Below are 21,423 nucleotides of genomic sequence, written 5' to 3'. Positions count from 1 at the left end.
GATCTTATTGAATCAATGTTGTAAATTACTGCTAAACATGGCTGAGAAACGTAATATTTTCCTTGTTGGCCCAATGGGCGCCGGCAAAAGTACAATTGGTAGACATCTAGCACAGCAACTGCATATGGAGTTTGTTGACTCCGATACAGTGATCGAAGAACGCACTGGTGCAGACATCTCTTGGGTTTTTGATGTAGAAGGTGAAGAAGGCTTCCGCAAGCGTGAAGAAGCGGTACTTGAAGACCTAACACAAGAGCAAGGCATCGTGCTTGCGACTGGCGGTGGCTCTGTTAAGAGCAAAGAAAACCGCAATCGTCTTTCGGCACGTGGTGTTGTTGTTTACTTAGAAACGACGATTGAAAAGCAACTTGCGCGTACAAACCGCGACAAGAAGCGTCCTTTACTTCAAACGGATAACCCTCGCGAAGTACTGGAGCAATTAGCTGAAGAACGTAATCCTTTATATGAAGAAGTAGCGGATTACACTGTTCGCACTGACGATCAAAGTGCAAAAGTGGTAGCCAACCAGATCGTAAAAATGCTAGAAGAGAGATAAGTCTTTATCTTTTTTTTAATTGGAGCAAACCGATGGAACGGATTACGGTCAACCTAGCTGAGCGTAGCTACCCAATCTCTATTGGCGCCGGGTTATTTGAGGACCCGGCGTACCTCTCTCAAGTTCTCTCAAACAAAAATGCAAAACAAAAAGTTGTTGTGATCAGTAATGTCACAGTGGCGCCTTTGTATGCAGACAAAATTTTAAAGCAACTCGAGCAGCTCGGTTGTAGTGCATCCTTGTTAGAATTGCCTGACGGTGAACAGTACAAAAACTTGGATGTATTTAATCAAGTAATGAACTTCTTACTGGAAGGGAGTTATGCTCGTGATGTTGTGATCATCGCGTTAGGTGGTGGTGTTATTGGCGACCTTGTGGGTTTTGCGTCTGCCTGTTACCAGCGTGGGGTCGACTTTATTCAAATACCGACCACATTACTATCCCAAGTGGACTCTTCGGTTGGTGGAAAAACCGCGGTTAACCATCCGTTGGGTAAGAACATGATAGGTGCGTTTTACCAACCTAAAGCCGTGATCATTGATACCAACTGCCTGTCGACGTTGCCTGAACGTGAGTTCGCTGCGGGTATCGCCGAAGTCATTAAGTACGGCATTATTTACGATGCAGATTTTTTTGTATGGTTAGAAGACAATCTTGAGCGCTTGTATGCGTTGGATGAAGAAGCACTAACTTATGCGATCGCACGTTGCTGTGAAATAAAAGCGGAAGTGGTGGCTCAGGATGAGAAAGAGTCGGGCATCCGTGCTTTGCTTAACTTAGGTCACACCTTTGGTCATGCGATTGAAGCGGAACTTGGCTATGGCAATTGGCTGCATGGTGAAGCGGTATCTTCCGGCACTGTTATGGCGGCCAAAACGTCGCATCTACGCGGTCTGATCTCGGAAGAGCAATTTGAGCGTATTGTTGCGATTTTGCGTCGTGCAAAACTGCCTGTGCATACTCCAGACAGTATGAATTTCGATGACTTCATCAAGCACATGATGCGAGATAAGAAAGTCCTCTCTGGTCAATTACGATTGGTTTTGCCTACAGGCATTGGCACTGCCGAGGTAATTGCTGATACGACACAAGACGTACTCAAACAGGCAATAGACTTCGGTCGCGATATTTAACCTTGTAATGGCGCCTTTGGGCGTCATTCTTGTAGTGTATTAAGGTTATTAGATGAGTGTTGCTCACGTACTGGAATTAGATTCTCAAATCGAGTTGCTTGATAGATTAGGTCTACTGACTAACTTTGGTTCCAATCTAATTGCGATTAATGGTCATGATGGGTACGGGAAATCTTGGTTAGCGCAGCGATACCTTGAAGTGGGTGCCAGTAACAAGAATCAATGTTTGTTACTTTGTCATTCTAATCAAGACGATGTGCAGCATCGCGTCCTTATTTTGAGTCAACTGGTTTCAGACGCATTGTTTAATCAGCAAGAGCCTTTACTTGATAGCCTTGAAAGGCTTTTAGGTGATGAGGCGTGTGACATTGCAATTGTTGTAGATGATGCGCATTTATTGAGTGAGACACTTATCTCTGAGCTTTGGATGCTGGTCTTAGAGGCGCACCATAAGCCAAATTGGACCATCAATGTCTTACTGTTTACACAGTCTGGACGTTTAGACGGTTTGCTAGCACGTCTCAGTTATGGACAAGAGATAAAGCCTGTTGAGCTTGATATTGATATGTTGTCCGAAGTGGAAGCTCGTCGTTTCTTTGAGTCACTTGTTGCGCGCTACGTCGATGATGAGTCTGAGAAACGGGTTCGAGATGCATTTAAAAAAGTCGACCCAGTACCGGGTGACATCATGGCGTTAGGAGAGATGAAAGTGGAAAAAAGGATCATTATCCGCTCGATTGTCGGTTCACCCCTGAATATTGCGTTGGTGGTATTAGTCTTACTGTTGCTTGCTGCTGGTGGCTATTGGTGGATGCTTAGTCAACCAAGTCCTGATGATAAAGCGCAGCAAATTGCTGGCAGTTTAGAGCAAACGGCTATTCCAACTTTTGAAGAGTCAGGAGTCAGTGCAGCGCAGTCTTCACTGCAACCTGTAACCGATGGCTCTAGCAGTCTTGATAAGTCTGGTGCGGTTGATGATTCTGATTCATTACCGCCAGCTGTGACAGAAGAAGTAGCGAGCGTAGGCAGTGATGACAATCAACAAAGAGTGGTGATTGAGTCGAATGTGGTCGATGCATTGCTTGAAGGTAAAGCTGATTCAGCAGACACAAAAGCGATTGATGATGTCGTAGGTACTGAGAAGACAGAAACCGCCGATGAAACTAGCTCCCCTTTGATTAAAGTCGTAAAACCGAATCAAGATATGACGCAAGCACCTGCTCAGTCAGAAGAGGGTGAGGCAAACCAACCTGTTGTGAAGTTTTCATTTGCTCGTGAAGAACTAAAAGCGCTATCGCCAAGAGCTTATACTTTACAACTCGCAGCTATGACCTCAATGGAAGATGTACAATCCTTTCTCAATGAGCATCAACTGAATAATCAAGTGCGAATTTATCCTACCGTTCGTAATGACACCGAGTGGTATATCATCACATATCAAGATTATCCGACAATTCAAATGGCTCGTGATGCCGTCGCAAGCTTGCCAGATTCGGTTAAGTCGGTGAGTCCTTGGGCAAAATCACTCCGTCAGGTTCACCGTGAAATTGAACGAGTGAAATAAACCTGAGCTTCCCTGAAAAATATGTTACATTCCGCAGCCTTAATTTTTGGTCGATAGATAGAGCAGTAGATGAAAAAGCAACGAGCCTTTCTTAAATGGGCAGGAGGAAAATACGGACTGGTTGAAGACATCCAACGTCATTTGCCGCCGGCTCGAAAGCTAGTTGAACCTTTTGTTGGTGCGGGCTCAGTGTTTCTGAATACCGATTATGACCATTATCTACTTGCAGATATCAATCCAGATTTGATCAATCTGTACAACCTGCTGAAAGAACGCCCTGAAGAGTATATCTCTGAAGCGAAGCGTTGGTTTGTCGCTGAGAACAACCGCAAAGAAGCCTACCTACACATTCGCGCTGAGTTTAATAAAACCGATGACGTGATGTACCGCTCTTTAGCGTTTTTGTACATGAACCGCTTTGGTTTTAATGGCCTATGCCGTTACAACAAAAAAGGTGGCTTCAATGTACCGTTTGGCTCTTACAAAAAGCCGTATTTCCCTGAGGCGGAATTGGAGTTTTTTGCAGAAAAAGCCAAAAAAGCTACGTTTGTTTGTGAAGGTTATCCTGAAACATTTCGTCGTGCGCGCAAAGGGAGCGTCGTGTATTGCGATCCACCTTATGCGCCGCTTTCAAATACGGCAAATTTCACCTCATACGCAGGTAATGGTTTCACGTTGGACGACCAAGCTGCATTAGCCGACATTGCTGAAAGAACAGCGACTGAACGTGGCATTCCTGTGTTGATTTCTAACCACGACACTACCTTGACACGTCGGTTGTATCACGGTGCGGATCTTAATGTGGTTAAAGTAAAGCGTACCATTAGCCGTAATGGTAACGGTCGTAATAAAGTTGATGAGCTACTTGCGCTTTTTCATGCGCCAGACATGGATAAATCAAGCTCTTAATTCTCACACTATTATATCTAAATAGTGGATCTCCCCACTGGCTTCGGTAGAATTGCGCGCAGATTGTTTGCTCATTACTACTGAGGTCAGGTATGAAAGATTTTCTTATTGCTCCATCCATTTTATCGGCAGATTTTGCTCGTCTCGGTGAAGATGTAGAAAAAGTACTCGCAGCGGGTGCGGATGTGGTGCATTTCGACGTTATGGATAACCACTATGTACCAAACCTGACTTTTGGTGCGCCTGTGTGTAAAGCACTACGCGATTATGGCATCACAGCGCCAATCGATGTTCACCTAATGGTGAAACCCGTTGACCGTATTATTCCTGATTTCGCAAAAGCGGGTGCGTCGATGATTACGTTCCATGTAGAAGCTTCTGATCATGTAGACCGTACACTGCAGTTAATTAAAGAGCACGGCTGTCAGGCTGGTGTGGTACTAAACCCAGCAACGCCACTTGCAAGTCTTGAATTTATTATGGATAAAGTCGACATGATTCTACTGATGTCGGTAAACCCTGGTTTTGGTGGTCAATCATTCATTCCTCATACACTAGATAAACTGCGTGCCGTTCGTAAGATGATTGACGAGTCTGGCCGTGATATCCGCTTAGAAATCGATGGCGGTGTGAAGGTTGACAACATTCGTGAAATTGCAGAAGCGGGCGCAGACATGTTTGTTGCAGGCTCGGCGATTTTCGGTGAGCCAGATTACAAACAAGTGATCGATCAAATGCGCGCTGAACTGGCTGAAGTTAAATAAGCACCGATAAGCCAGCGCAATAACACGCTGATTTTAAAGGCTGCCAGCTTGTTGGCAGCCTTTGTGTTTTCTAGTATTAGAAGAAATTAAATATCCACTGCGCTGAGCAAATAATCACTTGCCTATTTTACGCCCTTTCTGTACTATTCGTGCTCCTTAAACTCAGTCAATTATCTTTAGTTCCTTGCTTCCTCTGGACGACTGAGCCATTTGTGGAAGCTGAATAATCCGTAAGGAGCAACCAATGCGTCATTACGAAATCGTATTCATGGTGCACCCAGATCAAAGCGAGCAAGTTGCTGGCATGATCGAGCGTTACACTGGTTCAATCACTGAAGCTGGCGGTAAAATCCACCGTCTAGAAGACTGGGGCCGTCGTCAACTGGCTTACCCAATCAACAAGCTTCACAAAGCTCACTACGTTCTTATGAACGTTGAAGCTGACCAAGCTGTAATTGATGAGCTAGAAACTGCTTTCCGTTTCAACGATGCAGTTCTACGTAACATGATCATGCGTACTAAAGCAGCGATCACTGAGCAATCTATCATGCTTAAGCAAAAAGAAGAGCGTGCTCCACGTCGTGAAGAGCGTTCTGAAGCTAAGCCTGAAGCTAAGTCAGAAGCTGCTGAGTAAGTTTTCTTATGGCCAATCGAATGGAGCTGAGCGGCACCATTGCCAAACCGCCCATTCGTAGTAAAAGCCCTGGTGGCATTGAACACTGTCGGTTTTGGCTGGAGCATCGCTCTACTATTATCGAAGCTGACTTACCTCGACAAGTTTATTGTCGTATGCCGGTAGTCGTCAGCGGGCTTGAGTCACAAGCACTAACTCAGAATTTAGTTCAAGGCAGTAACATTAAGGTAAGTGGTTTTGTCACTTATCAAACCGGCCGAAATGGCGTGGGAAAATTAGTGTTACACGCCGACAACATTACTCAAATTTAAGATCAGGAGATAGCCCATGGCTCGTTTCTTCCGTCGTCGTAAATTCTGCCGTTTCACTGCAGAAGGCGTACAAGAGATTGATTACAAAGACGTAGCAACTCTTAAAAACTACATCACTGAAGCTGGTAAAATCGTACCTAGCCGTATCACTGGTACAAGCGCTAAGTACCAGCGTCAACTAGCACGTGCTATCAAGCGTTCACGCTACCTAGCTCTACTACCGTACACTGACAAGCATCAGTAATCGGTTCATTTTATTAAGAAAGAGGATTAAGCAATGCAAGTTATTCTACTTGATAAAATTGGTAACCTAGGTGGTCTTGGCGATACTGCAAACGTTAAATCTGGCTACGCTCGTAACTTCCTTATCCCACAAGGTAAAGCAGTTATGGCAACTAAAGCTAACGTTGAAATGTTTGAAGCTCGTCGTGCTGAACTAGAAGCTAAAGTTGCTGAGCAACTAGCTGCTGCAGAAGCTCGCGCAGAGAAAGTTAACGCTCTAGAAGCGGTAGTTATCGCTTCTAAAGCTGGTGACGAAGGCAAACTATTCGGTTCTATCGGTACTCGTGACATCGCTGACGCTATCACAGCTGCAGGCGTTGAAGTTGCTAAGAGCGAAGTTCGCCTTCCTGAAGGTGCTCTACGTAACACTGGTGAGTTCGAGATCAGCGTTCAACTTCACTCTGAAGTTTTCGCGACAGTTAACCTACAAGTTGTTGCTGCTGAGTAATTCAGTATCAAGACGAAATACTAAAAAGCACCTCCTTGGAGGTGCTTTTTTTATTTCTAAAACTGAGAGAAAAAGGGTTAAAAAGCGAAAAGTAAATTAACGGAAAATACGCTGTCCGCTTTGCTTAAGCCTTCAGGCACTTTATCGTGATACTGACGAGAGTGCGCCAGTTTCAGTGCAATATCTTCAGTAATATCATTGGTTACACTGAGTTCACTATCAGTACGTGTGTTACTTCTACCTGTTACCAACGTAATATCAGCTGCGAAACTTAAATTATCCAACGCATGCCAAGTTGTGTTGATATTTCCTCGAAAAATGCCTTCTCTAACGATATCGGGAAAGACAATATCGTCATCATCTATTTCGTCTAAGTTTGGCTCTTGATAGCGAAAACCAGGGCCTACCTCTACCTCTAAAATGAAGTTCTCAGTGTAGGAGAACTGGTAACCCAAACCACCTGACAACGTATAGTCTTTAAAATAAGCACTGTAGCGAGAATCCACCCCTTTAAAGCTGCCATACAAATATGTCTTAGGGCCTAACTTGTAGTCACTCTGTAGGGAGTAGGTGGATGAGCGTTTGTCTTCTTCACCGTCTTTGTACAAGTTGTAGTACTTCCATTCACCATTAGAACGGTGTCGACCTGACGTATATTCAGCACTCAAACGAGCATTCAGGGAACGAGAGTCCGTGTTACCTGTGTGAGCTTGATAGCCGAACTCCACCTCGGTTTTTAGTGGGTCGGGTACATCAATATTTTGCTCTGGCTGTACTGATTCGTCAGCATACGATGCACTAGCGCACAGTAGGCTAAAGCTAAGTAACCAGTATCGGGACACATCAACCTCGAACGTAATCAAAAAGGAGGGGCATGATACTGATACAGATATTTGGTTGGGTCAATGGTAGGTTAATTTTTATTAGAGCTAGGCGGAAGAACCAGGCTATTACCCGGGTGGTTCACATGATGATTTCTTAACAAGTAATTGTCGCTTCGGGGAAGCATCTCAGCTAGGTTAAGGTTATAATCGTGGGTCAATAGTAGTTATCGAGCAAAGTCATGGCGGAAAACAGAAATCGCAAACCTTCAGACAGTCAGGTCGACGCAATCAAAGTGCCACCTCACTCACTAGAAGCCGAGCAATCAGTAATTGGTGGTCTTTTACTGGATAATGAACGTTGGGACACCGTTGCCGAACGTGTTGTGAGCAGTGATTTCTATAGTCGTCCACACCGCCTGATTTTTGAAGGTGTAAAAACTATTCTTGAAGCGGGTAAACCTCTCGATCTTATTACTTTATCGGAATATCTAGAGCGTCACGAGTTGTTAGAAGATGTAGGCGGTTTTGCTTACCTCGCTGACTTGGCGAAGAATACGCCAAGTGCAGCTAACATCAATGCGTATGCTGATATTGTCGCTGAGCGTGCGATTGTTCGTGGCCTTATTGGTGTCGCGAATGAAATTGCGGACGCGGGCTATGACCCTCAAGGTCGCAGTTCTGAAGATTTAATAGACATGGCGGAGAGTAAAGTTTTTGCTATCGCCGAGTCTCGAACTAGTGAAAACGAAGGACCACAAAACGTCGACAACATCCTCGAAAAGACGTTAGAACGTATCGAGTTGTTGTATAAAACGCCACAAGATGGTGTTACGGGGGTCGATACCGGTTTCACCGATCTCAATAAGAAAACCGCAGGTTTGCAAGGCTCTGATTTGGTGATTGTCGCAGCGCGTCCATCGATGGGTAAAACGACCTTTGCGATGAACTTGTGTGAAAATGCGGCCATGCAACAAGAAAAGCCCGTACTTATTTTCTCGTTAGAGATGCCAGCTGAACAGTTGATGATGCGTATGTTGGCCTCTTTGTCTCGTGTTGACCAAACCAAGATCCGTACGGGTCAGCTAGATGACGAAGATTGGGCGCGTATTTCTTCTACTATGGGTATCCTGATGCAGAAGAAGAATATGTACATTGATGATAGCTCTGGTCTAACTCCGACCGAAGTGCGTTCGCGCGCTCGCCGTATCGCTCGTGAACATGGCGGTCTATCGATGATCATGGTCGACTACCTTCAGTTGATGCGCGTGCCTTCGTTAACCGATAACCGTACTCTTGAGATTGCTGAGATCTCTCGCTCTCTTAAGGCGCTGGCAAAAGAGCTAAATGTGCCTGTTGTGGCACTGTCGCAGCTAAACCGTTCCCTAGAGCAACGTGCGGATAAACGACCAGTAAACTCGGACTTGCGTGAATCCGGTTCCATCGAGCAGGATGCCGACTTGATCATGTTCATCTACCGTGATGAGGTTTATCACCCAGATAGTCCGTACAAAGGTACGGCTGAAATCATTATTGGTAAACAGCGTAATGGTCCTATCGGCTCTGTTCGCCTCACTTTCCAAGGTCAACATTCGCGTTTCGACAACTACGCGGGTCCTGCATTCGATATTGATGATGAGTAATCCCATGAGCTATATGAAAGCGGCCAAGGCGTGCATTGATTTGTCTGCGTTGCAGCACAACTTACAGCGCGTAAAAGCTCAAGCACCACAAAGTAAAGTGATGGCTGTCGTCAAGGCCAATGGTTATGGTCACGGATTACGTCATGTCGCAAAACATGCTAACCATGCGGATGCGTTTGGTGTGGCTCGTATTGAAGAAGCATTGCAACTGCGCGCTTGTGGAGTAGTAAAGCCGATTCTATTGCTAGAAGGTTTTTACTCTCCTGGTGACTTACCTGTTCTTGTGACGAACAACATCCAAACTGTGGTGCACTGTGAAGAGCAGCTTATCGCCTTGGAGCAAGCAGACCTTGAAACTCCGGTTGTCGTGTGGCTGAAGATTGACAGTGGCATGCACCGCCTTGGGGTTCGTCCTGAACAATATGACGAGTTTGTAACGCGGCTGAAGGAGTGTCCAAATGTAGCGAAACCGTTGCGTTACATGAGCCACTTTGGCTGTGCAGATGAGCTGGATAGCGATATTACCCCACAACAGATTGAGCTGTTTAAATCGTTGACTTCTGGTTGCCAAGGGGAACGTTCACTGGCGGCATCTGCGGGGTTATTGGCATGGCCTCAAAGCCATTTAGATTGGGTTCGTCCGGGTATTATCATGTATGGCGTGTCGCCATTCGATGACAAAACGGCGCAAGATCTTGGGTATCAACCTGTTATGACACTTAAATCCCACCTTATTGCGGTACGTGAAGTGAAGAAGGGCGAAAGTGTTGGCTACGGTGGTATTTGGACCAGTGAGCGAGATACAAAAGTTGGTGTCATCGCTGTAGGGTATGGTGACGGTTACCCAAGAAGTGCTCCAAACGGTACGCCGGTGTGGGTTAATGGCCGTAAAGTACCTATTGCAGGTCGAGTTTCCATGGATATGCTGACGGTCGATTTGGGACCAGACGCAACGGATAAAGTCAGCGACGAAGCGATTCTTTGGGGGAAAGAGCTCCCAGTAGAAGAAGTGGCGGGTCACATTGGTACGATTGCGTATGAACTCGTGACTAAGCTAACGCCTCGCGTCGAGATGGAATACTCAAAATAAACAACGAAAGGCTAACCCAAGGTTAGCCTTTGTTTTATCTACTCACCGTTAATCGTAGCAATAACGCGGCGGCCGCCACCAAAGTCTCGATGCTCACCCAAGTAAATACCTTGCCATGTTCCTAAAGCTAATCGACCATTTTGGATTGGTACCGTCACACTACTGCCCAGCAGTGATGCTTTAATATGTGCCGGCATGTCGTCGTCACCTTCATAGGTGTGCTGATAATAAGGAGCACGCTCTGGCACAAACTTATTGAAGTGCGCTTCCATGTCCATACGCACGGTTGGATCAGCATTCTCATTTAAGGTCAAACTGGCGGAGGTGTGCTGAATAAATAAGTGTAATAAACCTACTGAAAGTTCGTTTATTTGTGGTAATTGTTGTTCAATTTCATCAGTTATCAGGTGAAAACCGCGGCTTCTCGCTTTTAATTGCAGTGTTTTTTGTGCCCACATACGTGTTCCTTTGGAAATTTATAAATTGGCGTCTATCCTATTCCAATTAGAGCCTGTCATTAGTAAATGATATGATTCTTGTCATCGTAAATGAATGTTCAATTTCAGGGCAGGGAACGTGACCTAACTCAATGTGAGTGTAAAAGCTCTCGGTCATAATTGGCGCCTGAAAAAAAATTACAAAGACTTGTTTTGTGGCAATTTGCCCAAACATCTAATTTATATTCTATTTGCTAAATCGGGGATTCCACAGTTTTCTCTAGACTGTAAGGAATGGAACCTACTGTAACATCGGGATAAAGACCATGTTGAAAAATATCAATCCAACGCAAACACAAGCTTGGAAAGCGCTAACGGCGCATTTCGAATCTGCACAAGATATGGATCTTAAAGAGCTGTTTGCTCAAGACGCAGCGCGTTTCGACAAATACTCTGCACGTTTCGGCTCAGACATCCTAGTCGATTACTCAAAGAACCTCATCAATGAGGAAACTCTGAAGCACCTGTTTGCTCTTGCGAAAGAGACCGAGCTGAAATCTGCAATTGAAGCGATGTTCAGTGGTGAAGCGATCAACCAAACAGAAGGTCGCGCTGTTCTTCACACTGCACTACGTAACCGCGCTAATACTCCAGTTATGGTAGATGGCGAAGACGTAATGCCAGCAGTGAACGCGGTTCTAGAAAAAATGAAATCATTCACTGAGCGCGTTATCGGCGGTGAATGGAAAGGTTACACAGGCAAAGCAATTACCGATATTGTGAACATCGGTATCGGCGGTTCTGACCTTGGCCCTTACATGGTGACGGAAGCTCTAGCGCCATACAAAAATCATCTAAACCTTCACTTCGTATCTAACGTTGATGGTACACACATCGTTGAAACGTTGAAGAAAGTTAACCCAGAAACGACGTTATTCTTGATCGCGTCTAAGACGTTTACAACACAAGAAACCATGACTAACGCGCACACTGCTCGTGATTGGTTCCTAGAATCGGCGGGTGATCAGGCTCATGTGGCTAAGCACTTTGCTGCGCTTTCAACAAACGCGACAGCCGTGTCTGAATTTGGTATCGATACAGCGAACATGTTTGAATTCTGGGACTGGGTTGGTGGCCGTTACTCACTATGGTCTGCGATCGGTCTATCAATTGCACTAGCAGTAGGTTTCGACAACTTCGTTGAGCTGCTTGATGGCGCTCACGAGATGGACAAGCACTTTGTATCAACAGATCTAGAAAGCAACATCCCTGTGATCCTTGCGCTTATCGGTATTTGGTACAACAACTTCCACGGTGCGGAATCAGAAGCTATTCTGCCTTACGATCAGTACATGCACCGTTTCGCGGCGTACTTCCAGCAAGGTAACATGGAATCAAACGGTAAATACGTTGACCGTGACGGCAATGCTGTAACTTACCAAACTGGCCCAATCATTTGGGGTGAACCAGGTACCAACGGTCAGCACGCGTTCTACCAGCTAATTCACCAAGGTACTAAGCTTATCCCATGTGACTTCATTGCACCTGCAATTAGCCACAACCCAGCTAGCGATCATCACCAAAAACTGATGTCTAACTTCTTCGCGCAAACTGAAGCTCTAGCGTTTGGTAAAAATGAAGAAACCGTGAAAGAAGAGTTGGTGAAAGTAGGTAAGAATGCTGAAGAAGTGGCAGCGATTGCGCCATTCAAAGTGTTTGAAGGTAACCGTCCAACAAACTCTATTCTAGTGAAGCAAATCACGCCTCGTACGCTAGGTAACTTGATCGCAATGTACGAACACAAAATTTTCGTACAAGGTGTTATCTGGAATATCTTCAGCTTTGACCAGTGGGGCGTGGAGCTAGGTAAACAACTGGCTAACCAAATCCTACCTGAGCTTGCAGACGAGTCTCAAATCAGCTCGCATGACAGCTCAACAAACGGTCTAATCAACGCATTTAAAGCGTTCAAAGCTTAATGTTTGAATAGATAAAGAAAAGGTCAGCAAATGCTGACCTTTTTATTGCCTGAGGCAAAAACAAAATAGGTTGGCCAGTGCCAACCTATTTTTTCTCTTTTATTCGAAGCAAATTTCGATAAAGGCATTTCCCCATTGGGAAGAGAAAGGCATGATAATAATTGAGCCTTCACACTTGTGGCGAATCGTATGACCTCGGCCCGAAACCACAACCGGTGTTGCCATATCAAAGTCAAAACCACTTTCCGCCAGAATGCGTTTCGCACCACCAGTAACCATGTTGGTGATCTCACCCACCATATCGGTCACTTCTTCATTGAGCCCATTTGGACGTTCACCAAGCATGTTCTGCATGATTTCTAGGGCGAGTGCTTCATCAAAGGTGATCGACATTGAACCACGAGTTTGTGGGCCTACCATACCAATCAGACCAGAAACGTCACCTCGTGCGATCTCATCTTTTTTGATTCGCGGTTTTTGTGGCTTCAGCTCAAGAGAAGCCATAGTTTTTAGCACGTTCATTAAAGAAGCTAAAAACGGGTTTACAAATTCAGCGCGCATAACGTTCTTCTATACTTTTTCTTTCGTCTCGGAGGAACAGGCCTGGCATTCACCATGAGTTTCAATAACTTGGTTGGTCAGTTTGAATCCATGCTTCTCGGCGTTTTCGGCTAACAAGGATATCAGCGTCTCATCTTCGAGTTCAACGACATCACCACATTTATCGCAAATTAGTAATTGGAAAAAGTGCTGCTGAGTATTGAAAGAACAACAAGTAATAAAGCTATTTGTCGATTCCACTCGGTGGATGAAGCCTTGCTCTAGGAGAAAATCTAATGCTCGATAAACAGTGGGCGGCTTAGCCTGAGGCTCACTCTCTTTTAGTTGCTCCAATAGCTCATACGCACTTGAGGCGCGGCGATTAGAACAAATGAGTTCAAATACGCGTCGGCGTTGCGGAGTCAGTCGTACTCCACGCTCTGCGCAGATACTTTCAATTTGTTCAATGATTGTTGGGTTCAAACCTTTCACCATAACTATCGGACGTGCTCTATGATAAATCATTTCTATACGAAGTTCGTTTAGAAATGCTTCATTTTACCCACTATCAGAACGAAAATCATGAATTAAAGCAAGTCGGTGGTGGTGTGAAGGCGGAATAATCATCACAGAATGAATCAACGAATGACAGATTCGTATTACTTCTGCGTATTCCTAAGCATTTGGCTAGCCAGCCAACCAAATCATTCTCGCTGAAACTAGCACCCAGAGGTGCTTGGGTATACAATACCCGACTTATTTTTTGAGCGTACTGCTGCGCTCGACCTTGGCAACATAAAAACGGGTGTTTATATCATGACTCATTCTTGCAGGCTCTCCGTAGCACCAATGTTAGATTGGACTGATCGTCATTGTCGCTACTTCCATCGCTTAATGACCAAAGAAACCCTGCTGTACACTGAAATGGTGACGACAGGTGCGATCATTCATGGAAAAGGAGATTTCCTGGCTTATAACGAAGAAGAGCATCCGTTAGCCCTTCAACTTGGTGGTTCAAACCCAGCAGATTTGGCTACGTGTGCCAAGCTAGCGCAAGAGCGTGGCTACGATGAGATTAACCTAAATGTGGGGTGTCCATCTGACCGCGTACAAAACGGTCGATTTGGTGCTTGCCTAATGGCTGAACCGCAGTTAGTTGCGGATTGTGTCGCAGCAATGAAAGACGTGGTCGATACCCCTGTAACAGTCAAGACTCGCATTGGTATTGATGATCAAGATTCTTACGAGTTCCTAACGGATTTCGTTTCTATTGTTTCAGAAAAGGGTGGCTGTGAGCAGTTCACTATCCACGCACGTAAAGCATGGTTAAGTGGTCTAAGCCCAAAAGAAAACCGCGAGATCCCACCATTGGATTACCCACGCGCTTACCAATTGAAGCAAGACTTCTCACACCTAACGATTGCGATTAACGGTGGCGTGAAATCATTAGAAGAAGCAAAAGCACATCTTCAGCATCTTGACGGTGTGATGATTGGTCGTGAAGCATACCAAAGCCCATATTTACTGGCATCGGTAGACCAAGAGTTGTTTGGCTCTAATGCTCCAGTGAAGAAACGCAGCGAAATTGTTGAAGAGATGTACCCATACATTGAAGCGCAATTAGCGAAAGGTGCGTACCTTGGTCACATTACCCGTCACATGTTAGGTTTGTTCCAAAGCATGCCCGGTGCTCGTCAATGGCGTCGTCATATCAGTGAAAATGCGCACAAACCAGGTTCTGGTCTAGAAGTATTGCAAGACGCGCTAGCTAAGATTCCAAAAGAATTGAATGTGTAAAATTCGCCAGTGAATGGCTAAAATTACCAACTAAAGAATGATAAAGCCAGAGTGCAGAAATGCCTCTGGTTTTGTTTTTTTATTAAAAATCATAATCTTAAATTCTTCTCTATAAGTTGGTATGGAAACTGCTCTGTTTATTGAAAACAAATGGAGAAGTGATTATGTTGGAGCTAATCTTTATTTTAGTCTTTGCGGCGACCTTGTTGGTTACGGGTATCACAATGATGACCGTATTCGCAGCAACTGGTATTGCGTTAGTTGTGATGTTTTTACTGGGAATGGTTGGAGCGGTACTCAAACTATTACCATGGTTAATCGTGATTGCATTGGGTATTTGGTTCTTCAAGAATTACGTCGCTCAGCCCCGCTATAAATAATGAGTAACATCATTTAGTTGATGGAGAGGCGTGAGAATATGGTATATTTCCTCCCACGTCCTCTACGTGAATATCAGCTATCTCGGAGTAAATACTACATGACAAATAAAGCGAACATCGCTTTAACGGCATTATCGTTGGCAGTATCTTTTCCTGTTTTTGCAGAGTACTCTGTATCGACAAAAGTCGGCGCAGAGGTATGGGCTGCCGACACTAAAGTTAATGAAGTGAGACGAGATAGCAGTACCGCGGGCACTTTTTACGCGGCGATTGAACATGATGTTAAATACGTCCCTAATGCGCGCCTTCGTTACTCAAGTGTTGATGCGGATTACATGGGGTTCGATAAGCTCGATTTAACCTTGTATTACCACGTTCTAGAGCATGATTTATTGCACTTTGATGCGGGTCTCACGTTCAGTAATTTAAGTGACACTAAATACATTGATGCTGGCTCAAGCAGGCGTGTAGAAGAATTTGATGAGCTGATTTGGGCTTGGTATGGTTACGCAGAAATTCAAGTTCCGGATACAAACTTTGATGTGATTGGTGAGATAAACTTTGGTGACAACAAAGGTATCAAAAGCACCGATTTCATGGCAGGTGTTCAATACAATGTACCGCTCGAAAAAGCTCGACTGGCTTTTCGTGGAGGTTACCGTGTGATTGATTTAGAGTCCGATAAATTCATGTCGGATCTAGGGAAAGAGTTTATTTTTGCTAACGGCTTCTTTGTGAGTGCGGAATACGCGTTCTAAATTCAGCCATGTTAGATATTCGATTTACTTAAAACGTCGCTTTATAAGCGGCGTTTTTTTATATCACTTCATTATATCTAATCGAAATTTCTCCCTATTTGGCTGACTTAGACCATGCTTACCTAGGAGCAATGTGAAAGTTAAAGCAGGGATAGCGATGACAATAAATGAACTAAGACATCTATTCCGTGAAAATCAGCTTATCGAAGCGATTATTGAGCCTGCAATCCAAGAGGGTGGTTGGGTTGTAGAGTTCAGACATGCGCGCGGTGGTTTTGTTTTTCTAACGGACAGTCACGGCGAAGAATGTCTTTATGAAGATTTGGATACTGCGTCAAAATCGGCAATGGCAGTAGGCTTTCAACAAGTCCGCATTGAAGATCGATGAGCAAAAAGTAAGCCGTTCTTACTTCCAAAAAGTTATAAAACATTCACTTCTATTCTTTCTTGTTATTAAGGAGAGTGGGTACTCTATCGTCACGCAATGAATAGGGATGTCGTGATAATGTCTTTTCAAAAGAATGAGTATTCTCACAAGAATGTGTCTGAAGATAATAATGGGCAAGGAGGAAATCCTCCAATCGCAAGCCCTCTGAATGACCAACAAATTAGCTCACTCCAACAAACTGTCTCTGAGTTGTCTTCACAGCAACTTGCTTGGGTCAGTGGGTATTTTTGGGGATTAGCTCAAAATCAACCAAACACAGCGGTAACGCCAATTGCACAAGCGACGGCAGCCGTATCAGCGAAGCCAGCAGGTAAGTTGAGTATTATTTTTGCTTCCCAAACGGGCAATGCTAAAGGTGTTGCTGAAGCTCTGGAACAGGAAGCAAAAGCAGAAGGAATTGCAGTCGAACTTTTTGATGCAAGCGATTACAAAGGTAAAAACTTAGCCAAAGAAACGCATGTCATTATTGTGGCATCGACTAACGGCGAAGGCGAAGCGCCTGATAATGCCATTGAGCTACATGAGTTTTTGCAATCGAAGAAGGCCCCTAAGCTGCCAAACCTGCAATATGGTGTTATTGCATTGGGAGATTCTAGCTACGAATTCTTCTGTCAGACCGGTAAAGACTTCGACACTTACCTATCAAAGCTAGGCGCGACTCCATTTATCGAGCGTCTTGATTGCGATGTGGATTATGAGGCTCCTGCAACTGAATGGCGTAAGAGTGCGTTAGACAAGGTAAAAGATACACTGTCTTCTGGCTCTGAAGCGGATGTGGTTCAACTTCCTGTGGGTCAAGCTGCGACTGCGCACTCTCCTTACAATAAACAAAATCCGTACACTGCGACGTTACTGACCAGTCAAAAAATCACGGGCCGTGACTCTGGAAAAGACGTTCGTCATATAGAAATCGACTTAGAAGGCTCGGGTTTAACGTATCAGCCAGGTGATGCACTAGGTGTGTGGTTTGAAAATAGCTCGGAACTTGCAAACGCCATTCTTGGTAAGGTCGGTTTGTCTGGGGTTGAGACTGTTGACGTTGATGGTGAAAGCTTGTCAATCCACAGTGCTCTTGTGAGTAAATATGAAATCACAACATCTAACCCACAGCTCATCACAAAGTTTGCCGAGTTATCCGGTAGCAAGAAGCTACAAAAGTTAGTTGAAGATAAAGATAAGCTTCGCGATTACTCTGCAAATACTCAAATCGTTGATGTACTGGCAGAAAAGAAAACCAAGTTAACCGCAGATGAATTGATTGGTTTGCTTCGTCGTCTTACTCCACGCCTTTACTCTATTGCATCAAGCCAAGAAGAGGTTGATGAAGAAGTACACCTAACGGTTGCTTTGGTTGAGTACGAACAAAACGACGAAAAACGGTATGGTGGTGCGTCTAGTTTCTTAGCTCAGCGTCTCGAAGAGGGAGATGAAGTTAAAGTATTTGTTGAGCATAACAACAACTTTAAACTGCCGGAAGATGATAGTACTCCAATTATCATGGTTGGTCCTGGCACAGGGATCGCACCATTCCGTAGCTTTATTCAGGAACGTGAAAACCGCGATGCTGAAGGCAAAAACTGGTTGTTCTTTGGTGATCGCACGTTCACTCAAGACTTCTTGTACCAAGTGGAATGGCAAAAGTATCTCAAGTCAGGAGTACTAAGCCGATTGGATGTTGCCTTTAGTCGTGACCAAGTAGAAAAGGTTTACGTACAACATCGCATCTTAGAAAACGCAGCTCAAGTGTGGCAGTGGATCCAAGAAGGCGCTTATATCTATGTCTGCGGTGATGCAACGCGTATGGCAAAAGATGTGCACGACGCATTGGTTATCGTTGCTGAACAAGAAGGCAAGATGCCGCGTGACGATGCAGAACAATTTATTAATGACCTACGTAAAGCGAAACGTTATCAGAGGGATGTGTACTAATGACTTTTTCTACGGACAATAATAAGCAGGTTGTATTAGGTGAAGAGTTAGGGCCGCTATCTGATAACGAGCGCCTGAAGCGAGAAAGCAACTTATTACGTGGCACCATTGAGCAAGATTTACAGGACCGTATTACTGGTGGCTTTACTGCCGACAACTTCCAGTTAATTCGTTTCCACGGTATGTATCAACAAGACGATCGTGATATCCGTAATGAACGCACAAAGCAAAAACTGGAACCATTACATAATGTGATGCTTCGTGCTCGTATGCCTGGAGGCATCATCACGCCAACGCAATGGTTAGCGATCGACAAGTTCGCAACGGAGCACTCTTTATATGGAAGTATTCGTCTGACGACTCGCCAAACGTTCCAGTTTCATGGGGTATTAAAACCGAATATTAAGTTGATGCATCAAACGCTCAACAGTATTGGCATTGATTCGATTGCAACCGCGGGTGATGTAAACCGTAACGTGTTGTGTACCACTAACCCAGTGGAGTCAGAGTTACACCAAGAAGCTTACGAATGGGCGAAGAGAATCAGTGAACACCTGCTTCCGAAAACACGCGCTTATGCAGAGATTTGGCTAGACGGTGAAAAAGTAGAAAGCACAGAAGAAGACGAACCGATTCTAGGCAAGAACTACTTACCACGTAAGTTTAAAACCACAGTGGTTATCCCACCGCAAAATGACGTAGATGTACACGCTAACGATCTCAACTTCGTAGCGATTGCAGATAACGGCAAGCTGGTTGGTTTTAACGTCCTGGTCGGCGGCGGCTTAGCGATGACGCATGGCGATACATCAACTTATCCGCGCCGCGCTGACGACTTTGGCTTTATTCCGCTAGACAAGACACTTGATGTTGCCGCAGCTGTAGTAACAACTCAGCGCGACTGGGGTAACCGTTCAAACCGTAAGAACGCAAAAACCAAATACACATTGGATCGTGTAGGTAGCGATGTCTTTAAAGCGGAAGTCGAGAAACGTGCTGGTGTTAAGTTTGAGCAAAGCCGTCCATATGAATTCACAGAACGTGGTGACCGTATTGGCTGGGTAGAAGGAATTGATGGTAAATATCATTTAGCGCTTTTCATCGAAAACGGTCGCTTATTAGACTTTCCAGGTAAACCACTTAAGACGGGTGTTGCTGAAATTGCCAAAATCCACAAAGGCGATTTCCGCATGACAGCGAACCAAAACCTAATTGTTGCGGGTGTACCTAAAAACGAAAAAGCGAAAATTGAAAAGATCGCTCGTGAACATGGCTTAATGGACGACGGCGTAAGTGAACAGCGTAAGAACTCAATGGCGTGTGTTGCTTTTCCAACTTGTCCGCTAGCGATGGCAGAAGCTGAACGTTTCCTTCCTCAGTTTGTTACTGATGTGGAGGGGATTCTGGAGAAGCACAACCTACCAGAAAATGACAACATCATTTTGCGTGTAACTGGGTGTCCAAATGGTTGTGGTCGCGCAATGTTGGCTGAAATTGGTCTAGTTGGCAAAGCGCCGGGTCGTTACAACTTGCACCTAGGTGGTAACCGTGCTGGTACTCGAGTACCAAAAATGTATAAAGAGAACATCACGGATAAGCAAATCTTAGAAGAGATTGATCTGCTGGTGGCTCGATGGTCGAAAGAGCGTGAAGAAGGCGAAGCCTTTGGCGATTTCACTATTCGTGCTGGCATTATCCAAGAAGTGCTCGTATCAAAGAGGGACTTTCATGCTTGATTCTGTAGCATCCAAGCTGGAGCTCACAGAGTTACTGACATTAACAAAGACGGAGCAAATCCTCCGTCTTGCTCAAATTAATGTCGAGCTCGAAAAGCTTTCAGCACAAGAGAGAGTAGCGTGGGCTTTAGATAATCTAGAAGGCGAGTTCGCGGTTTCTTCTAGTTTTGGTATTCAAGCCGCGGTTATGCTTCATTTAGTTACTCGCGCCAAAACGGACATCCCCGTCATTCTAACCGATACTGGTTACCTGTTTGCTGAGACGTACCGATTTATCGATGAGCTGACAGATGCTCTCAACCTAAATTTAAAAGTTTATCGAGCCAAAGAAAGTGCGAATTGGCAAGAGGCTCGATATGGAAAATTATGGGAGCAGGGTGTAGAGGGAATTGAAAAATACAACAAGCTCAATAAAGTTGAGCCGATGCGTCGAGCGTTAAAAGAGCTTAATGTTGGAACGTGGTTCTCTGGATTGCGTCGAGAGCAAAGTAAATCTCGTGCAGGTTTACCGATTCTATCCATTCAGAACGGTGTGTTTAAATTTCTACCAGTAATTGATTGGACTAATAAAGACGTTCATTACTACTTAGAACAACACGGCCTTAAATACCACCCATTGTGGGATGAAGGTTACCTTTCAGTTGGTGATACACATACCACTCGTAAATGGGAGCCGGGAATGTCAGAGGAAGAAACTCGATTCTTTGGCTTAAAGCGAGAATGTGGCCTACACGAAGATGATGGCTCTGAACAAGATGGGTCTGGCATATAGCCATAATACTCTTTAAATAGAGTTTAGGTTAAGTTTAATAAAGATAGCTGCAATAAAGCAGCTTTCTTTATTTATGGTACTTGAAAAATACGTCTCAAAGCACAACTCTGTGGATAAGTTGTGTGAGAGTTTGGGGTAAAGTTGAATAAATAAAGGTTTGATCGAAAACTCATCGTTTAACCATTATTTTTGCAATTTTTGAAAAATAACACTTGCCAATGTGAGCGCGATCTCTATAATGCCTCCTCGTCGACAGGGCAAGGGCTCAGAAGGGTTTAAGCGAAGTTGATAAGGCTGAAAAGAAAAACGAAATAATTTGAAGAAAGTGTTTGACACGATAAATTATCTCGCTAGAATGGCCGCCTCTTCCGAAGTGATGTCAATCACAAAGAAGAGTTGCTCTTTAACAATATAGACCTATCAATCTGTGTGGGCACTCGTTGATGATAATCCAATTCGATACTTCGGTATCAAATTAGGTTTCAATGAAAC

At 44.5% G+C, this 21,423-nt stretch carries 23 protein-coding genes; 19 read left to right on the top strand and 4 right to left on the bottom strand.

The features are described 5' to 3' along the window. The first annotated feature begins 37 nt into the window (after window positions 1–37). From aroK to rplI, 9 genes are all read left to right on the top strand, one after another. Complete coding sequence (aroK, locus tag R7Z41_RS21055; protein WP_005381319.1) at window positions 38–556, top strand: shikimate kinase AroK; 519 nt, start codon at window positions 38–40, stop codon at window positions 554–556. Between the two features lie 32 nt (window positions 557–588). Then, the gene (gene aroB, locus R7Z41_RS21050; RefSeq protein WP_005381318.1) at window positions 589–1,689 is read left to right on the top strand and encodes a 3-dehydroquinate synthase; all 1,101 of its coding nucleotides are present in this window, start codon (window positions 589–591) and stop codon (window positions 1,687–1,689) included. Between the two features lie 52 nt (window positions 1,690–1,741). After that, on the top strand, window positions 1,742–3,253 hold the full coding sequence (locus R7Z41_RS21045; RefSeq protein ID WP_033907307.1) for an SPOR domain-containing protein: 1,512 nt from the start codon (window positions 1,742–1,744) through the stop codon (window positions 3,251–3,253). Between the two features lie 69 nt (window positions 3,254–3,322). Next, window positions 3,323–4,162, top strand: a complete 840-nt coding sequence (locus tag R7Z41_RS21040; protein WP_005382762.1) for a Dam family site-specific DNA-(adenine-N6)-methyltransferase — start codon at window positions 3,323–3,325, stop codon at window positions 4,160–4,162. Between the two features lie 92 nt (window positions 4,163–4,254). Continuing rightward, window positions 4,255–4,926, top strand: coding sequence for a ribulose-phosphate 3-epimerase (gene rpe, locus R7Z41_RS21035; RefSeq protein ID WP_005381300.1), 672 nt, complete (start codon window positions 4,255–4,257; stop codon window positions 4,924–4,926). A 244-nt stretch (window positions 4,927–5,170) separates the two neighbouring features. After that, window positions 5,171–5,560, top strand: coding sequence for a 30S ribosomal protein S6 (gene rpsF / locus R7Z41_RS21030; RefSeq protein ID WP_005381299.1), 390 nt, complete (start codon window positions 5,171–5,173; stop codon window positions 5,558–5,560). A gap of 8 nt (window positions 5,561–5,568) precedes the next feature. Then, window positions 5,569–5,871 carry a primosomal replication protein N gene (gene priB / locus R7Z41_RS21025; protein WP_085344356.1) on the top strand — a complete coding sequence of 101 codons (303 nt, stop codon included), beginning with the start codon at window positions 5,569–5,571 and terminating at the stop codon, window positions 5,869–5,871. 16 nt (window positions 5,872–5,887) lie between these two features. Next, window positions 5,888–6,115 (top strand): 30S ribosomal protein S18, encoded by a 228-nt coding sequence (rpsR, locus tag R7Z41_RS21020; protein WP_000090472.1) that lies wholly within the window; start codon window positions 5,888–5,890, stop codon window positions 6,113–6,115. A gap of 33 nt (window positions 6,116–6,148) precedes the next feature. Then, complete coding sequence (gene rplI / locus R7Z41_RS21015; protein WP_005382760.1) at window positions 6,149–6,601, top strand: 50S ribosomal protein L9; 453 nt, start codon at window positions 6,149–6,151, stop codon at window positions 6,599–6,601. A 77-nt stretch (window positions 6,602–6,678) separates the two neighbouring features. Here rplI and R7Z41_RS21010 read toward each other — a convergent pair whose 3' ends face one another. After that, on the bottom strand, window positions 6,679–7,443 hold the full coding sequence (locus tag R7Z41_RS21010; protein WP_005381276.1) for a DUF481 domain-containing protein: 765 nt from the start codon (window positions 7,441–7,443) through the stop codon (window positions 6,679–6,681). A gap of 221 nt (window positions 7,444–7,664) precedes the next feature. Here R7Z41_RS21010 and R7Z41_RS21005 point away from each other — a divergent pair, with 221 nt between their 5' ends. Both R7Z41_RS21005 and alr read left to right on the top strand, forming a co-directional pair. Next, window positions 7,665–9,065 (top strand): replicative DNA helicase, encoded by a 1,401-nt coding sequence (locus tag R7Z41_RS21005; RefSeq protein ID WP_005382759.1) that lies wholly within the window; start codon window positions 7,665–7,667, stop codon window positions 9,063–9,065. Between the two features lie 13 nt (window positions 9,066–9,078). Further along, window positions 9,079–10,155, top strand: a complete 1,077-nt coding sequence (alr, locus tag R7Z41_RS21000; RefSeq protein WP_031777284.1) for an alanine racemase — start codon at window positions 9,079–9,081, stop codon at window positions 10,153–10,155. A 38-nt stretch (window positions 10,156–10,193) separates the two neighbouring features. On the opposite strand, the gene R7Z41_RS20995 is transcribed toward alr, so the two are convergent. Beyond that, window positions 10,194–10,613 (bottom strand): secondary thiamine-phosphate synthase enzyme YjbQ, encoded by a 420-nt coding sequence (locus R7Z41_RS20995; protein WP_005381271.1) that lies wholly within the window; start codon window positions 10,611–10,613, stop codon window positions 10,194–10,196. Between the two features lie 305 nt (window positions 10,614–10,918). Between R7Z41_RS20995 and pgi the strand changes: the two genes are divergently transcribed. Further along, window positions 10,919–12,571, top strand: a complete 1,653-nt coding sequence (gene pgi, locus R7Z41_RS20990; RefSeq protein WP_005381270.1) for a glucose-6-phosphate isomerase — start codon at window positions 10,919–10,921, stop codon at window positions 12,569–12,571. Window positions 12,572–12,670: 99 nt separating this feature from the next. On the opposite strand, the gene R7Z41_RS20985 is transcribed toward pgi, so the two are convergent. Together R7Z41_RS20985 and zur are read right to left on the bottom strand one after the other, a co-directional pair. Continuing rightward, window positions 12,671–13,132 (bottom strand): chemotaxis protein CheX, encoded by a 462-nt coding sequence (locus tag R7Z41_RS20985; RefSeq protein ID WP_005381269.1) that lies wholly within the window; start codon window positions 13,130–13,132, stop codon window positions 12,671–12,673. 9 nt (window positions 13,133–13,141) lie between these two features. After that, window positions 13,142–13,606 (bottom strand): zinc uptake transcriptional repressor Zur, encoded by a 465-nt coding sequence (gene zur / locus R7Z41_RS20980; protein WP_005381268.1) that lies wholly within the window; start codon window positions 13,604–13,606, stop codon window positions 13,142–13,144. Between the two features lie 321 nt (window positions 13,607–13,927). Here zur and dusA point away from each other — a divergent pair, with 321 nt between their 5' ends. The 7 genes from dusA (at window position 13,928) to R7Z41_RS20945 (ending at window position 20,931) form a co-directional block, all read left to right on the top strand. Continuing rightward, window positions 13,928–14,908, top strand: a complete 981-nt coding sequence (gene dusA / locus R7Z41_RS20975) for a tRNA dihydrouridine(20/20a) synthase DusA (protein WP_206971045.1) — start codon at window positions 13,928–13,930, stop codon at window positions 14,906–14,908. Between the two features lie 164 nt (window positions 14,909–15,072). Further along, the gene (gene pspG / locus R7Z41_RS20970) at window positions 15,073–15,288 is read left to right on the top strand and encodes an envelope stress response protein PspG (protein ID WP_005381266.1); all 216 of its coding nucleotides are present in this window, start codon (window positions 15,073–15,075) and stop codon (window positions 15,286–15,288) included. 98 nt (window positions 15,289–15,386) lie between these two features. After that, window positions 15,387–16,046, top strand: a complete 660-nt coding sequence (locus R7Z41_RS20965) for a TIGR04219 family outer membrane beta-barrel protein (RefSeq protein WP_005381265.1) — start codon at window positions 15,387–15,389, stop codon at window positions 16,044–16,046. A 157-nt stretch (window positions 16,047–16,203) separates the two neighbouring features. Further along, window positions 16,204–16,434, top strand: a complete 231-nt coding sequence (locus R7Z41_RS20960; RefSeq protein ID WP_005381264.1) for a hypothetical protein — start codon at window positions 16,204–16,206, stop codon at window positions 16,432–16,434. Window positions 16,435–16,551: 117 nt separating this feature from the next. Beyond that, window positions 16,552–18,423, top strand: coding sequence for an assimilatory sulfite reductase (NADPH) flavoprotein subunit (locus tag R7Z41_RS20955; RefSeq protein ID WP_206971044.1), 1,872 nt, complete (start codon window positions 16,552–16,554; stop codon window positions 18,421–18,423). Next, on the top strand, window positions 18,423–20,159 hold the full coding sequence (cysI, locus tag R7Z41_RS20950) for an assimilatory sulfite reductase (NADPH) hemoprotein subunit (RefSeq protein WP_017821724.1): 1,737 nt from the start codon (window positions 18,423–18,425) through the stop codon (window positions 20,157–20,159). The genes R7Z41_RS20955 and cysI overlap by 1 nt, the downstream gene beginning before the upstream one ends. Then, the gene (locus tag R7Z41_RS20945) at window positions 20,152–20,931 is read left to right on the top strand and encodes a phosphoadenylyl-sulfate reductase (RefSeq protein WP_054729680.1); all 780 of its coding nucleotides are present in this window, start codon (window positions 20,152–20,154) and stop codon (window positions 20,929–20,931) included. The genes cysI and R7Z41_RS20945 overlap by 8 nt, the downstream gene beginning before the upstream one ends. The last annotated feature ends 492 nt before the right edge of the window (window positions 20,932–21,423 follow it).

Origin of the sequence: Vibrio sp. 1457, from assembly GCF_033340195.1 — a bacterium.
Classification (GTDB): domain Bacteria; phylum Pseudomonadota; class Gammaproteobacteria; order Enterobacterales; family Vibrionaceae; genus Vibrio; species Vibrio alginolyticus.
The sequence above is the reverse complement of the archived record's forward strand: the minus strand, read 5'-3'. Positions and strand labels throughout refer to the sequence as shown.

Coding starts and splice junctions, on each gene's coding strand:
- aroK (WP_005381319.1), top strand. CDS start 38: ATGGCTGAGAAACGTAATATTTTCCTTGTTGGCCCAATGGGCGCCGGC.
- aroB (WP_005381318.1), top strand. CDS start 589: ATGGAACGGATTACGGTCAACCTAGCTGAGCGTAGCTACCCAATCTCT.
- R7Z41_RS21045 (WP_033907307.1), top strand. CDS start 1,742: ATGAGTGTTGCTCACGTACTGGAATTAGATTCTCAAATCGAGTTGCTT.
- R7Z41_RS21040 (WP_005382762.1), top strand. CDS start 3,323: ATGAAAAAGCAACGAGCCTTTCTTAAATGGGCAGGAGGAAAATACGGA.
- rpe (WP_005381300.1), top strand. CDS start 4,255: ATGAAAGATTTTCTTATTGCTCCATCCATTTTATCGGCAGATTTTGCT.
- rpsF (WP_005381299.1), top strand. CDS start 5,171: ATGCGTCATTACGAAATCGTATTCATGGTGCACCCAGATCAAAGCGAG.
- priB (WP_085344356.1), top strand. CDS start 5,569: ATGGCCAATCGAATGGAGCTGAGCGGCACCATTGCCAAACCGCCCATT.
- rpsR (WP_000090472.1), top strand. CDS start 5,888: ATGGCTCGTTTCTTCCGTCGTCGTAAATTCTGCCGTTTCACTGCAGAA.
- rplI (WP_005382760.1), top strand. CDS start 6,149: ATGCAAGTTATTCTACTTGATAAAATTGGTAACCTAGGTGGTCTTGGC.
- R7Z41_RS21005 (WP_005382759.1), top strand. CDS start 7,665: ATGGCGGAAAACAGAAATCGCAAACCTTCAGACAGTCAGGTCGACGCA.
- alr (WP_031777284.1), top strand. CDS start 9,079: ATGAAAGCGGCCAAGGCGTGCATTGATTTGTCTGCGTTGCAGCACAAC.
- R7Z41_RS20995 (WP_005381271.1), bottom strand. CDS start 10,613: ATGTGGGCACAAAAAACACTGCAATTAAAAGCGAGAAGCCGCGGTTTT.
- pgi (WP_005381270.1), top strand. CDS start 10,919: ATGTTGAAAAATATCAATCCAACGCAAACACAAGCTTGGAAAGCGCTA.
- R7Z41_RS20985 (WP_005381269.1), bottom strand. CDS start 13,132: ATGCGCGCTGAATTTGTAAACCCGTTTTTAGCTTCTTTAATGAACGTG.
- zur (WP_005381268.1), bottom strand. CDS start 13,606: ATGGTGAAAGGTTTGAACCCAACAATCATTGAACAAATTGAAAGTATC.
- dusA (WP_206971045.1), top strand. CDS start 13,928: ATGACTCATTCTTGCAGGCTCTCCGTAGCACCAATGTTAGATTGGACT.
- pspG (WP_005381266.1), top strand. CDS start 15,073: ATGTTGGAGCTAATCTTTATTTTAGTCTTTGCGGCGACCTTGTTGGTT.
- R7Z41_RS20965 (WP_005381265.1), top strand. CDS start 15,387: ATGACAAATAAAGCGAACATCGCTTTAACGGCATTATCGTTGGCAGTA.
- R7Z41_RS20960 (WP_005381264.1), top strand. CDS start 16,204: ATGACAATAAATGAACTAAGACATCTATTCCGTGAAAATCAGCTTATC.
- R7Z41_RS20955 (WP_206971044.1), top strand. CDS start 16,552: ATGTCTTTTCAAAAGAATGAGTATTCTCACAAGAATGTGTCTGAAGAT.
- cysI (WP_017821724.1), top strand. CDS start 18,423: ATGACTTTTTCTACGGACAATAATAAGCAGGTTGTATTAGGTGAAGAG.
- R7Z41_RS20945 (WP_054729680.1), top strand. CDS start 20,152: ATGCTTGATTCTGTAGCATCCAAGCTGGAGCTCACAGAGTTACTGACA.